Source organism: Pseudarthrobacter sp. AG30 (genome assembly GCF_003116525.1).
Lineage (GTDB): Bacteria > Actinomycetota > Actinomycetes > Actinomycetales > Micrococcaceae > Arthrobacter.
On the sequence record NZ_QEHL01000001.1, the window covers coordinates 23,104 to 35,321 of the forward strand.

The 12,218-nt window shown below is 67.3% G+C and carries 12 protein-coding genes; 4 read left to right on the forward strand and 8 right to left on the reverse strand.

The features are described 5' to 3' along the window. Positions 1 to 19: 19 nt before the first annotated feature. From DC347_RS00105 to DC347_RS00120, 4 genes are all read right to left on the reverse strand, one after another. Complete coding sequence (locus tag DC347_RS00105) at positions 20 to 1,027, reverse strand: ABC transporter ATP-binding protein (protein WP_109044006.1); 1,008 nt, start codon at positions 1,025 to 1,027, stop codon at positions 20 to 22. Then, a complete protein-coding gene (locus DC347_RS00110) occupies positions 1,024 to 3,129 on the reverse strand; it encodes a dipeptide/oligopeptide/nickel ABC transporter permease/ATP-binding protein (RefSeq protein WP_109044007.1) in 2,106 nt (701 codons plus the stop codon). The genes DC347_RS00105 and DC347_RS00110 overlap by 4 nt, the downstream gene beginning before the upstream one ends. Beyond that, a complete protein-coding gene (locus DC347_RS00115) occupies positions 3,126 to 4,079 on the reverse strand; it encodes an ABC transporter permease (RefSeq protein WP_109044008.1) in 954 nt (317 codons plus the stop codon). The genes DC347_RS00110 and DC347_RS00115 overlap by 4 nt, the downstream gene beginning before the upstream one ends. Positions 4,080 to 4,144: 65 nt before the next feature. Further along, a complete protein-coding gene (locus tag DC347_RS00120; protein WP_109044009.1) occupies positions 4,145 to 5,701 on the reverse strand; it encodes an ABC transporter substrate-binding protein in 1,557 nt (518 codons plus the stop codon). Between the two features lie 218 nt (positions 5,702 to 5,919). Here DC347_RS00120 and DC347_RS00125 point away from each other — a divergent pair, with 218 nt between their 5' ends. Both DC347_RS00125 and DC347_RS00130 read left to right on the forward strand, forming a co-directional pair. After that, complete coding sequence (locus DC347_RS00125) at positions 5,920 to 7,179, forward strand: glycoside hydrolase family 1 protein (protein ID WP_109044010.1); 1,260 nt, start codon at positions 5,920 to 5,922, stop codon at positions 7,177 to 7,179. 128 nt (positions 7,180 to 7,307) lie between these two features. After that, on the forward strand, positions 7,308 to 8,246 hold the full coding sequence (locus tag DC347_RS00130; RefSeq protein ID WP_165837966.1) for an isoprenylcysteine carboxylmethyltransferase family protein: 939 nt from the start codon (positions 7,308 to 7,310) through the stop codon (positions 8,244 to 8,246). Here the strand turns inward: DC347_RS00130 and DC347_RS00135 are convergent. The 3 genes from DC347_RS00135 to DC347_RS00145 form a co-directional block, all read right to left on the reverse strand. Beyond that, entirely contained in the window at positions 8,221 to 8,658 is a 438-nt protein-coding gene (locus DC347_RS00135; protein WP_109044011.1) for a universal stress protein, read from the reverse strand. The two genes, DC347_RS00130 and DC347_RS00135, sit on opposite strands and share 26 nt — an antisense overlap. Before the next feature lie 34 nt (positions 8,659 to 8,692). Next, on the reverse strand, positions 8,693 to 8,938 hold the full coding sequence (locus tag DC347_RS00140) for a hypothetical protein (RefSeq protein ID WP_240617653.1): 246 nt from the start codon (positions 8,936 to 8,938) through the stop codon (positions 8,693 to 8,695). A 131-nt stretch (positions 8,939 to 9,069) separates the two neighbouring features. After that, entirely contained in the window at positions 9,070 to 9,792 is a 723-nt protein-coding gene (locus tag DC347_RS00145; protein WP_109044013.1) for an AAA family ATPase, read from the reverse strand. A gap of 104 nt (positions 9,793 to 9,896) precedes the next feature. On the opposite strand from DC347_RS00145, the gene DC347_RS00150 reads away from it, so the two are divergent. Then, the gene (locus tag DC347_RS00150) at positions 9,897 to 10,193 is read left to right on the forward strand and encodes a hypothetical protein (RefSeq protein WP_109044014.1); all 297 of its coding nucleotides are present in this window, start codon (positions 9,897 to 9,899) and stop codon (positions 10,191 to 10,193) included. 49 nt (positions 10,194 to 10,242) lie between these two features. Next, positions 10,243 to 11,790, forward strand: coding sequence for a carboxylesterase/lipase family protein (locus DC347_RS00155; RefSeq protein ID WP_109044015.1), 1,548 nt, complete (start codon positions 10,243 to 10,245; stop codon positions 11,788 to 11,790). On the opposite strand, the gene DC347_RS00160 is transcribed toward DC347_RS00155, so the two are convergent. Then, positions 11,768 to 12,208, reverse strand: coding sequence for an SRPBCC family protein (locus tag DC347_RS00160; protein WP_109044016.1), 441 nt, complete (start codon positions 12,206 to 12,208; stop codon positions 11,768 to 11,770). The genes DC347_RS00155 and DC347_RS00160 overlap by 23 nt on opposite strands. Positions 12,209 to 12,218 lie beyond the last annotated feature (10 nt).

Below are 12,218 nucleotides of genomic sequence, written 5' to 3' on the forward strand. Positions count from 1 at the left end.
TGAAGTTGAGGCAAGGGGTTCAGGCGTAGTGGCAGGCGACGTCGGCCGTCCCCACCCGGCGCAGCGCCGGCCGCTCGGTGGCGCACAGGTCGGTGGCCAGGGGGCAGCGGAGCCGGAAGGGGCAGCCGCCGGGTGCGGGCACCGCAGCCGCTCCGGTGCGGACACCCAGTGATTCGCGGGCTTCGCGGCGCGCCGCCTGCTCCGCCGGACGCGGCACCGGGGAGGCGGCCACGAGCGCCTGGGTGAACGGGTGCCTGGGGTTCTCGGTCACGGCGGCGGCGGGGCCGCTTTCCATTACCTGCCCGCGGTACAGCACCACCACGCGCTGGGCAAGGAATTGGACCACGGCGATGTCGTGGGCGATGAACAGGTAGCTCAGGCCCCGCTCGTCGCGGAGGTCGGCCAGCAGGTTGAGCACCTGCGCCTGGGTGGAAAGGTCCAGGGCACTGACGGCTTCGTCGCAGACCACCAGTTGGGGATCGCAGATGAGGGCACGTGCCACGGAAATGCGCTGGCGCTGGCCGCCGGAGAACTGGCTGGGGTACCGGTCCACGGCGTCCCGCGGCAGGCCCACGCGTTCCAGCATGTCCCCGGCCTTGGCGCGTGCCTCTGCCGCTGAAACCCCTCGCAGGCGCAGCGGTTCGGCCAGGGACGTGCCGATGGTGTTCCGCGGGTTCAGCGATGAGTTGGGGTCCTGGAAGACGGCACGCAGTTCCCCGCCCAGGGCCCGGCGCTCCGCGGCGCCGGCGGAGGTGATGTCCTTGCCCTGGTAGGTGATGGTGCCGCCGGACACCTTTTGCAGGCCCAGGATTGCCTTGCCGATGGTGGACTTTCCGGATCCGGACTCCCCCACCAGTCCCACAGTCTCCCCGGGTGCGATGCTGAAGCTGACATGGTCGACGGCGGCAGGAGCCGCGGCGGCCTTCCGGCCCCGGCCGTAGCGGACCACCAGGTCCTTGACCTCCAGCATGGGGGTTGCGGCGGAAGGCGGCGTGGAATCGCGGCGTTCGGTGACTGCGGTGCTCATGCCAGGTCCTTTTCGACGATGGTCTGCAAACTGCGCGGGTTCTGTGTGGGGGTGATCTCCAGGGTGCGGGCGGCGGGTACGTCCGTGGCCAGCCAGTCCATGCCCTCGACGGCGAGCTGGTCCGCTTTGACGCACCGCACCAGCCCTTCGCCGGCACCGGAGGGCAGCAGCGGCACGGGTTCCACGCAGGCTGAACCGGCGAACTGGCAGCGGGCGGCGAACCGGCAGCCGGTGGGCCAGTCCTTGGGCTGCGGGACCTGACCTTGAATCGTGGCGAGGCGTTCCGGCATATCGTCTGCGTGGTTGGCGTGCGGGTCTGCGGCCAGGAGCGCCAGGGTGTAGGGGTGCCGGGGATTGTCCAGGATGCTGTCCGTCCTGCCGTTCTCCACCACCTGGCCGGCGTACATGACGGCAACCTGGTCACAGATGTCCGCCACCACGCCGAGGTCGTGCGTCACCATCACCACGGACATGCCGGTGTCCGTCACCAGGGCGCGCAGCAGGGACAGGATTTCGGCCTGCACCGTGACGTCCAGGGCGGTGGTCGGTTCGTCAGCCACCAGCAGTTTCGGCTGCCCGGCGAGCGCCAGGGCGATGGCCACGCGCTGGGCCATGCCGCCGCTGATCTGGTGCGGATAGGTCTTCAGGATGCGTGCAGCGTCCACGATCCCCACCTTCTCCAGAAGGTTCCGGGCTTCCTCCCGGGCCTCCGCCTTGCCCATGCCGCGGAGCCGCCGGATGGTGGCGGTGAGCTGGTAGCCCACCGTGAACATGGGATCCAGGGCGCGCATGGGTTCCTGGCTGATCAGGGCGATGTCCCGGCCGCGGACGGTTTCCATGGCTTTGTCGGTGGTGGCGGCAAGGTTCCTGCCGTTCCAGAGGATGTGGCCGCCCGTGACGGAGACCCCGGACGGCAGCAGCCCCAGGAGGGACAGCGCGGTCATCGTCTTGCCGCAGCCGGACTCCCCCACCAGCCCCAAGACCGTGCCTTGTTCGACGTCGAAGGAGACATCGGTGACCAGGGGGACGCCGCTGCCCGCACCGGTACTGTCGACGCCGACGGAGAGGTTGCGGACGCTGAGCGTCCCCTTCGCCACGCCATCCTGCGTGACGGGAGCGGGGGCTGCTGAAGCGATGGTGGCGACTGCCTTGGCGCGCTGGCGCCGGGCGGCGGCGGAAGGCAGATGTGAAGCGGTGGCGTTGGGCGCCTTGCCGAGGGCGTTGCCGATGGCGTTGGCCGACAGGACGGTCAGGGCAAGTACGGCGCCGGTGGGCACCATCATCCAGGGTGCGTCATAGACGTGCTGGGAGGCGCCTTGAATCATTCCGCCCCAGCTGGGCTGCGGGATGGGCGGCCCGAATCCGATGAACGCCAGGCCTGCCTGGATCAGCATGCCGACGGCGAAGATCAGCGCGGCCTGGACGACGATGGTGTTGGTCAGGCCGGGCAGCACATGGCGCAGGCTGATACCGGCGGTGCTGACACCGTCCACTTTGGCGGCGTCCACGTACAGCTGCGACTGAAGGGATTTGGCCTGCCCGAGCATCACCCGGTAGATGCCGGCCGAGATCAGGACGCCCAGGATTCCCATGATCATCGGAATATTGGTTCCCACGGCACCGATCACGGCCAGGATGATCACGGTGCCGGGCAGCGACATCATGATCTCGGTGACGCGGCTGACCGCGTTCTCCACCCTCTCGCCGGCGGCTGCGGCCAGCATCGCAAGAAGCGTTCCGAGTCCGACGGCGACAATCACCGTGATCATTGACGTCCCGAGGGTACCGGCGGCGGAGGCGAAGATCCGGCTCAGGAGGTCACGGCCCAGTTCATCCGTGCCAAGCCAGTGCGCGGCGGTTGGGCCGGAGAGCACGGCGGTGAAGTCCTGGTCCTCGGTCTTGAACGGCAGCCACAGCGGGGCAGTCAGGGAGGCGGCCACGAGGACGGCCAGCCAGGCCACCCCTGCGATGCTCCCGAACGAGCCAAACAGCTTGCTGCCAGTGAACTTCTTCGGCGCGCCGTGGCGACGTGTCTTGCGAAGGTCCGCGGCCGTCGTCGGCTGTGCTTGGTCTGCGGGCGCGGGGGCAACGTTGGGAATCATGAGGCACGCAACTTCGGGTCGAGGAACTTGGTGGCGAGTTCCAGCACCAGGTTCACGGCGACCACCACCACGGTGGCGATCACCACCACGCCCTGCACGGACGGGGCGTCATGGGTGCTGACGGAGTTCTGGACGGCCTGGCCCAGGCCGGGCATGGCGAACAGTTGCTCCGCGATGACCGACCCGCCGAACAGCTGGATGAACTGCAGGGCGATGCCGGCCACAATCGGGAGGCTGGCATAGCGCAGGGCATGGACGTAGAGGATTTTCCAGGTGGGTGTGGCCGTGGCACGCAGCGTGCGGATGTGTTCCTGCTGCAGGGCTTCGAGCATGGAGGCACGGGTCTGCCGGGCGATGAATGCCCCTCCGCCCACCGCCAGGGTGATCACGGGCAACGCCAAGGACAGGGCCCAGTCCTGTGGGGAGGATTCAAAGGGGACATAACCGGTCGCCGGGAAGACGGAGGACTGGACGGCCAGCAGGTACACGAAGATGATGCCGATCCAGAAGGCGGGCAGGGCAACGGCCATGCCCGCCACTCCGCCAATGATCCGGTCCACGACGCCGCCGCGGACCGCTGCGGTGACGCCCAGGCCGATGCCAAGGACCGCGCTGAGGACGGTGGCGCCGGCAGCCAGCGACGCGGTAACGGGCAGCCGGCTGGCGAGGTCGGCGCTGACCGAGCGGCCGTCGATGAGCGAGACGCCCAGGTCGCCCTGGACCGCGGAACCAAGCCAGGTGAAGAACTGCGCCGGCAGCGGATCGTTCCAGCCCATCCGCTGGTTGACCTCGCCGATCGCCTGCTGGGAGGCGCCTGCGCCGAGGGACACGGCCCCGGGGCTGCCCGGCATTGCGTGCACCAGCAGGAATGCCAGTACCGCAACCACCAGCACGGTGGCAAGCGCCATCAGCAGGCGCTTAGTAATGAATAGTGCCATGGTGACCTCCATCGGTCAGGCCCTGCACGGGCGGCCCTGGCCTTGGTGGACAAGGGCCGCCCGGGACGGTGCGGGTATCAGCTGGCCGGCGTGTAGGACGAGAGGAGCGGGTAGGCGTTGGTGCCGGCGAACTTCACCTGCGCCACCTTCTTGGTGTTGTAGCCCTGGTTGGTCAGGGCCTCGTACAGCGGGATCATCCAACCGGATTCCACCAACCGGGTGTTCAGCTTCGTGGCGGCGGTCTTTACGGCGGCGTCGTCCTTCGCTGCGGCCAGCTCGCCGGTGGCGGCGCTGAGCTGGTCATCGGTGGCCTTTTGGACGTTGGTGAATCCGTTGAGGATGGCGCCGTACATCACGCCGACGGGGTTGTCCCAGTTCAGCGGCGCGTAGCCCAGGGGCGTGGTGGCGACGGCGGCGAAAGCTTCGTCGGTGGAGGCGGCCATCTTTACGTTCATGGTGATGCCGACGGCGGCGAGGTCCTTCTGGACTGCCTGCAGGTCCGTCTGGGTCTGCGCGCCGGCGATGATGGTGAACTCGAACCCGTTGGGGTAGCCTGCCTCGGCCAGCAGGCTCTTGGCCTTGTCCGGGTTGTACGCGAACTTGGTTTCGAGGTCCTTGGTGAAGCCGGCCGAATCCTTGGGGAGGGCATTCCAGGCGGGGATGTCACCCTTGTGCAGTGCGTCCACCAGGGCCTGGCGGTTGATGGCGTACTGGATGGCCTGGCGGACCTTCTCCTGGGCGAACGCCGGGGCGGTCTTGCCGATCTTATCGAAGGAGATCATGGTGTTGACCGTGCCGCCGATCTGCGAAACGCCGACGCCCTTGGACTTCGCGAAGTCAACGGTGTTCGAGGTCAGCATGGCCACGTCGGCCTGGCCGGAGACCAGGGCGTTGGCGCGGGCCTGGGGGTCCAGGACAACGCTGAAGACCACCTTCTTGTAGGCGTACTTGGAAGCGTCAGCGCTCTTGTCGTTCTTCACCAGGACGTACTTGTTGCCCTTCACGGTGGAGGGGTCAAGGGTGTACGGGCCGGAACCGTCAGGGGTCGCAGCGAGGCTGGAAGTGTCGGCGACACCGTTCTTGCCCACGATCATGCCGGTGGTGGAGGCCAGGTTCTGCTCGAATCCGGGCTGCGGCTTGGCGAAGGTCAGGGCCACCTGGGTGGGGCTGACCACGTCCACGGAGATGATTTCCTGGGCGCCGCCCTTGGCGACGGCGGAGTAGGCGCTCAGTGCGGGATCGGAGCGGCGGTCCAGGTTGGCCTTGACCAGGGCGGCATCCAGTTTGGAACCGTCGGTGAACGTGACGTCATCCTTGAGGTTCAGCGTCAGGACGGTGTTGTCCGCGTTGTAGCTGAAGTCCTTGGCCAGGCCCGGACCTGCGGAACCGTCCGGCTGAAGGGTCATCAGGCTGTCGTAGAGGCCTTCGAAGAACTGGCGCTGGGCTGCGGAGACGCGCAACGGGTCGAAACCGAAGGAGGCCGAGTCACTGTCGATGGCCAGGGTGAGGCTGCTGGTATCAGCCTTTGCGGCGGCCTGGCTGGACCCGCCGCCGCAGGCGGCCAAGGAACCCATCAGCAGGGCACCGGCCAGAACGGCGGAGCTCGCACGGGCGGTGGAGTTCGGAAGTTTCATGTAGTGCGCCTTTGCATTCTGATGTGATGACGGAGGAACGGATATGGGGGCTGGCTGCTCGCCGGCTCCCTTCAAGAATCAGCCGGGGCCACAGGCGCCAAACATGACAATGTCATTGATTGAAAAAGTATTGTGGCGGCGGTCACGCCGGGCGGAAGGATGGATGGAAGGCAACGAAGCCTCGGACGCCTGCACGCGTCCATCACGAAAGGAACCCCATGACCAACCCGTTCCCCCGCGACTTCCTTTGGGGCGTGGCCACCGCCGGCCACCAGGTGGAAGGCAACAACGTCAACAGCGATACCTGGTTCCTGGAGCACCTTCCCGGAACGATCTTCGCGGAGCCGTCCGGGGACGCCGTGGACCACTACCACCGCTACCGCGAGGACATCGCACTGATCGCCGGCCTCGGTTTTACCAGCTACCGGTTCTCCGTTGAATGGGCCCGGATCGAACCGGAGGAAGGCCAGTTCTCGGTGGCTGCGCTGGACCACTACAAGCGGGTGCTGGAAGCCTGCCACGACCATGGACTTACCCCGGTGGTCACGTTCCACCACTTCACGTCACCGCTGTGGCTCCTTCGGATCGGCGGCTGGGAGGGCAGCCGGACGCCCGAACTCTTCGCACGCTACTGCGACCGGGTCATGGCCCACCTGGGTGACCTGATCGGCGTCGCCTGCACCCTGAACGAGCCGAACCTCCCTTGGCTGCTGGAGTCATTCGGCATCGGCGGGGAAGCCCCGGAGAACCGCGGTTCGGTGCCCATCTGGGCGGCCGCCGCCCAGCGCCTGGGCGTGGATGCCAGCACTGTTGCCCCGTTCCAGTTCTGCTCCACGGAGGCGGGGTTCCAGGTCAAGGTGGCGGCGCACCGGGCCGCCACCAAGGCCATCAAAGCCCGCCGCCCGGACCTCCAGGTGGGGTGGACCCTCGCAAACTCCGATATCCAGGCGCTGCCCGGTGGCGAAGGGATTGCAGACCAGGTACGCCGCGACGTCAACGAACGCTTCCTCGAAGCCTCCCGCGGCGACGACTTCGTGGGCATCCAAACCTACGGCCGCACCGTGTACGGCCCGGACGGCCATGCCCCGGCGCCGGAGGGTGTGGCCACCAACCAGATGGGCGAGGAAATCTATCCCCAGGCGCTGGAAGCCACCATCCGGGAGGCCCACAGGATCGCCGGCATCCCGGTGATTGTCACCGAGAACGGCCTGGCCACCGAGGATGACACGCAGCGGGTAGCGTACCTGCGGACGGCCGTCGACGGCGTAGCTTCCTGCCTCGCGGACGGCATCGATGTCCGCGGGTACATCGCCTGGACCGCGTTCGACAACTTCGAATGGATCTTCGGCTACGGGCCCAAGTTCGGCCTGATCGCCGTCGACCGCTCCACCCAGGAACGGACCCCCAAGGAGAGCGCACGCTGGTTGGGGAACCTGGCCAGGGAGCACGCCCGGGCCGGGGCACCGCAGCCCGCCTAGCACCAAGGACAATGGTCCGGGTTTCCACGGGAAGCCCGGACCATTTCTGTTCCGCCGGAACCGGCGGCGCATTCGCTAGGCTGGGACATGCCGCAGACTGTCGCGGCGAGAATGGATTCGGGGGATCTGTGCCGCAGCCAGGCCAGTGGGGCAGGGCGTACTTTGCCGTGCAAGCTGTCGCCGGGTGTTTGTGGTGGATTGCGGTATTCCTGGACCCGGCGGTGCGCCGGGCAACGCTGGGAGGCCTGGACCCGGTCCTTATTGCCGTATTCGACGTTCCGCTGTTTGTCCTTGCCTCTGCGGCCGCAGCCTGCGGAGTGCGGTCCGCAGCGTTTGCCGGCACCGTGTGGACCACCGTTGTTGCCGTCGCCCTGGCCGTCTATGCCACGGTGAGCACCCAGGCGGGCCTCGGTGTGCTGGCCATGGGCGCCGCCACTGCGGGGTCGGTTGCCGGACTGTGCCTGGTGCTGTTAGGCCGCATCCCCACGGCGTGGATTGTCCGGGGCCCGTTTGCGTTCCGTCCGGCCCCGAAACGCACCAAGGCAAGAGTCTATGTTGCCGCCACGTTCGGACAGATTGTCGTGTTCTGGGGTTTCTTCCTCGGGCTGGTACCGGCCTGCCTGGCCTTTCTCGAGCAGCGCTGGGGGTTGGGCCTGGACATCCCTGCCGTTGCCGTCCCGGCCGGCGTCGCCATCCTCATCCTTGCGAGCGCTTTGGGGATCTGGTCTGCCGCCGTGATGTCCACCCTCGGGGACGGGACACCGTTGCCGTCCGTGATGGCAAACCGCCTGGTGGTTGCCGGGCCGTACCGCTGGATCCGCAATCCGATGGCGGCGGCGGGCATTGTGCAGGGGGCCGCCGTCGGGCTCATCCTGCAGTCGTGGCTGGTGGTTGGCTATGCGGTGCTGGGCTCACTGGTGTGGAACTATGCCGTCAGGCCACTGGAAGAAGCAGACCTCTCGAAGCGTTTTGGCCAGGAATTCCAGCGCTACCGCGAAACCGTCCGGTGCTGGATCCCGACTTTTCCAGGCAGCCGCACCGCTAATCAACGGCCGGTTCGCGGATAACCAGCACCGGGCAGTGTGCGTGGTGGATGGTCTGGTGCGAAACGGAGCCAAGCATCATGCCGGTGAATCCGCCGTGGCCGCGGGAGCCCACCACTATAAGGTTGGCATCTTTGGACGCCTCGATGAGCGCCGAAGCCGGGTTCCCCTCCACGACGCGGCCGGTGATGGCAACGTCCTGGTCCTTGACGCGTTCCAGCTCCGCCTCCAGGATCGCCTGCGCGTCCTTCTCGAAGATTTCATAGTCCCAGGCGGTGCCCAGTGCGTCACTGACGTAGGGGAAGTTCCAGGCGGTTACGGCCTGCACCTCACCGTGCCGCAGCCTGGCTTCCTGCACGGCCCAGTCCATGGCGGCCCGTGACTGTTCCGATCCGTCCGTTCCCACCACGATCTTGTACTTTCCGTTACCGGCCATGGCTCCCCTTTTCCGTTCCAGGCTTCCAGCCGGGTCAGCCCTGGCCGGCGGCGGCGCCCTGGGCCGGAACGGCCACAGTGGAGTGCTCGGCTTTGGGGGCGTGGTGCGGATTTCCCGCTTCCTTGGCACAGTGGAGGCAGCAGTAGATGCCTGCTTCGCTTTCCACCGGATGGCCCAGGATCCGGCAGCCGCAGTGCTCACAGGCGGGAGCCATCATGTGGATTGCACACTCAAAGCTGTCGAACGTGCCGGTCTGGTTTCCCATACTGACGGTAAACATGCGGCCCTCGCTGCTGCCGCAGACATCGCACGCGCCCATTGTCCCTGCCTCCTGATATTGCTGCCTGTTCCGGACAATCAAGTTGACCGCTTGGAGCCTTTTCCTGCCTAGGGGCGAAGGTCCTCCGGCAGCTAGAGGTGGCGGAGGTAGCGTTCGGGCGAGTCCATGAACCGTTGCCAGTTCGCCACGAGCTCCAGCTCCGCCCAGGACCGGGACCGCAAACCCCAAGGCCCCGCTTCCAGGATGGTCGCGCCGGGCAAGGCGGCAAGCAGCGGCGAATGGGTGGACATGATCACCTGGGACTGGCCGCCGGCCAACAGTTCCTTCAGGACGGACAGGAGGCTCAGGCAGCCCGAAAAGGACAGTGCGGATTCCGGTTCGTCAAGGACCCAGAGTCCGGCTCCGCGGAACCGGTCGGCTGCCAACTGCAGGAAGGACTCGCCATGGGACATGTCATGGAACGGGATGTCCGGCGTGAACGTGCTGGGATTCTTTTCCAGGTAGGTGTACAGCCCGTGCATTGTCTCGGCCCGGAGAAAGTAGCCCCGCCGGGTGGCGCCCGGGTTCCGGACCAGCTGCAAATGGTCGCCGAGGACGGACTCAGTAGGCCGGGTGGTGTGCCTGGCGCCCGTGGAACCGCCCTCCGGGGACAGCCCGTAGGCGAGCGCGATGCCTTCCACCAGCGTGGATTTACCCGAGCCGTTCTCACCCACCAGGATGGTGGCCGGGCCCAAGTCGAGCCCCTGGTCGAGGACTTGGGCCACCGGCGGCAGGACGGCCGGCCAGCGTACGCGGTCAAGGACGTTCGAGGGGTCCTCTGCCAGCCGCCGGATCGGGTAGGAGCGCAGGGGCATGGGCCCATTCTTACAGGAAAAGATTCTTCTCCACTTCACCCATCCATCCCGGGTCCCGCTCCGAAGTCCAGTGGAACAGGTGTAGCAAAGGCTAGGACGGGACAATGGATGCCGTGGACCAGCAAGCCCTGACGGGGGCCGTCATCAAGGAGCACCGGCTGGATATCTGGCAGCTGTGGATTGAGTTCGTGGGGCTGGGCGGCGACGCCTCGGAACAGCTCATCCGTGCGTACTGCGCCGGCGAAGCCACCCTGTCGGCGAAGGAACGGGACGCCCTGTCGTTGGCCGTCAATGAGCACTGCACTGCCAAGGGCCTGCCGCTCCGGGCACCACTGAGCAGTTCCGCCCTGATCCTCCGGAACACCCGGAAGGACTCTCCGTCGGGAGGCCCGCAAAGCTGAGCAGGTCCGGGGGCGCCGTGGGGCGCCCCGGCGACGTAACCTGTCAACCATGACCCTCCTTTCCACCCCCGGTGGTTCCCTCCGCGGCACCTCCCTCGGAACTGACGGGACCACTGTCCACCGGTTCCTTGGCATCCCGTACGCCGGGCCGCCGTCGGGCGTGAACCGCTTCCGTCCGCCCGTGCCGCTGGAGTCGTGGGACGGGGTGCTGGACTGCACCGCCGCCGGGCCTGCGGCACCGCAAAACCCCGAATCCCCGGCACCTCCAGGTGCCGTGCCGCGGAGGTGGAGCGAGGACGGCTGCCTGAACCTGAACGTCTGGGTGCCGGAAACCGGCGGCCAGGCGCTGCCGGTGATGGTTTGGATCCACGGCGGTGCGTACCTGCTGGGCGCCAACAGCGATGCCATGTACGACGGCGCCAGGCTCGCCGCCGCGGCGGGCGCGGTGGTGGTGTCCATCAATTACAGGCTCGGCGCGCTGGGCTTCCTGCACCTGGCGGACCTGCTGGGGGACGGGTACGTCGACTCGTCCAACGTTGCATTGCTGGACCAGCTGGAGGCCCTTCGCTGGGTCCGCCGCAACATTGGCGCCTTCGGCGGCGACCCGGGGAACGTGACCATCTTTGGCGAGTCGGCAGGAGCCGCGGCGATTGGCACCCTGCTGGGGATGCCGGCGTCGGAAGGGCTGTTCCGCCGGGCCATCATGCAAAGCGGAACGGCCGAGCGCTTCCGCCAACCGGAGGAGTCCGCGCGGATCAGCGCGGCATTCCTTGACCTGTGCGGCCTGGCCCCCTCGTCTGCAGCGGAACTCCTCACCCTCCCGGTGGAGCAGCTGCTGGCAGCGCAAAAAGGCCTTGAGAAGCGTTTCGCCGCGCAGTCCTACGCAGTCCCGCTCCCCTTCCAGCCGACAGTGGGGACGCCGTCATTGCCGGCGCCGCCGCTCGACGCGGTCCGGAACGGGGTGAACAGCGGCGTCGACCTGCTGATCGGAACCAACCTCAACGAGGGATCGTTTGCGGTGGAGATGCGCCCGCCCTCGCCGGCCGACCCCGGATACCCGGAGCGTGCCGCCGCCGTCCTTGCCGCGGCCGGGATTCCTGCCGCCCATGCCGCCGGATACGCGGACGCGCTGGAGGAGGTGCTGCAGCGTGAACCGGCAGGCAAGGAGCTCCTGGAATCCGCCATTGCCGATTCCCTGTACCGGCAGCCCAGCAACCGGCTCCTGGCGGCACGGCGCGCGGCGGGCGCCGCCGGGAAGAGCTTCGCCTACCTGTTCACGTGGCGCAGCCCGGCCATGGGCGGCAAGCTCGGGGCCTGCCATGCCCTGGAAATCCCGTTCGTCTTCCGGCACCTGGACGCACCGGCGGCGGCTTTCCTCACCCGCGGCAGCGCACCACGCCGGCTCAGCGGCGCCATGAGCGGGGCCTGGGCAGCTTTTGCGCGGACGGGGTCACCGGACACGGCCCAGCTGGCGTGGCCCGAGTACGGGCACGGACGCAGCACCATGGTGTTCGACGACGAGACGCGCCTCGAGGCCGACCCGCGCGGTGCGCTCCGGGCGTTTTTTGAGGCTGTCAGCCCGCTGCCAGCGAGTTAAGCGTATCCCGGATGCCGTTCAAGGCGGGGTCCCGCAGTGAGTTGAAGGCCGGTTTCAGCAGCGGCTGGATGATCTTGGCCGGCCCGTTGATGCTGAACTCGGCCGTGTACGTGACCACCGAACCTGTGCCGCTGGCCCGGACGTCGATGGAGTCGTACGAGGTGACGGTCTTGTTCTCGCCCCAGAGCTTGATGTGGTTGTCCGAGAGCTCGATGACCTCGTAGGTCAGGGCCTGGCGTTTGCCGCGAAACTCGGATTCGGCGTGGTACTTGTGCCCCACGGCCACCGGTCCCGGCGTGATCTTGTCCATGACAGGGGTGTTGGGGTCCCATTTGCTGGTGTTCTCGAACTCGCTGAGGAAAGCAAAGGCCTTCTCCGCGGACAGGTTGGTTTCCACACTTCCGGTGACTGTGATCATCACCCCAGTG

What these genes read in the sequence shown, in the direction of transcription:
- DC347_RS00105 (WP_109044006.1), bottom strand. Translation starts at nt 1,027, where the DNA reads ATGAGCACCGCAGTCACCGAACGCCGCGATTCCACGCCGCCTTCCGCC.
- DC347_RS00110 (WP_109044007.1), bottom strand. Translation starts at nt 3,129, where the DNA reads ATGATTCCCAACGTTGCCCCCGCGCCCGCAGACCAAGCACAGCCGACG.
- DC347_RS00115 (WP_109044008.1), bottom strand. Translation starts at nt 4,079, where the DNA reads ATGGAGGTCACCATGGCACTATTCATTACTAAGCGCCTGCTGATGGCG.
- DC347_RS00120 (WP_109044009.1), bottom strand. Translation starts at nt 5,701, where the DNA reads ATGAAACTTCCGAACTCCACCGCCCGTGCGAGCTCCGCCGTTCTGGCC.
- DC347_RS00125 (WP_109044010.1), top strand. Translation starts at nt 5,920, where the DNA reads ATGACCAACCCGTTCCCCCGCGACTTCCTTTGGGGCGTGGCCACCGCC.
- DC347_RS00135 (WP_109044011.1), bottom strand. Translation starts at nt 8,658, where the DNA reads ATGGCCGGTAACGGAAAGTACAAGATCGTGGTGGGAACGGACGGATCG.
- DC347_RS00140 (WP_240617653.1), bottom strand. Translation starts at nt 8,938, where the DNA reads ATGTTTACCGTCAGTATGGGAAACCAGACCGGCACGTTCGACAGCTTT.
- DC347_RS00145 (WP_109044013.1), bottom strand. Translation starts at nt 9,792, where the DNA reads ATGCCCCTGCGCTCCTACCCGATCCGGCGGCTGGCAGAGGACCCCTCG.
- DC347_RS00150 (WP_109044014.1), top strand. Translation starts at nt 9,897, where the DNA reads ATGGATGCCGTGGACCAGCAAGCCCTGACGGGGGCCGTCATCAAGGAG.
- DC347_RS00155 (WP_109044015.1), top strand. Translation starts at nt 10,243, where the DNA reads ATGACCCTCCTTTCCACCCCCGGTGGTTCCCTCCGCGGCACCTCCCTC.
- DC347_RS00160 (WP_109044016.1), bottom strand. Translation starts at nt 12,208, where the DNA reads ATGATCACAGTCACCGGAAGTGTGGAAACCAACCTGTCCGCGGAGAAG.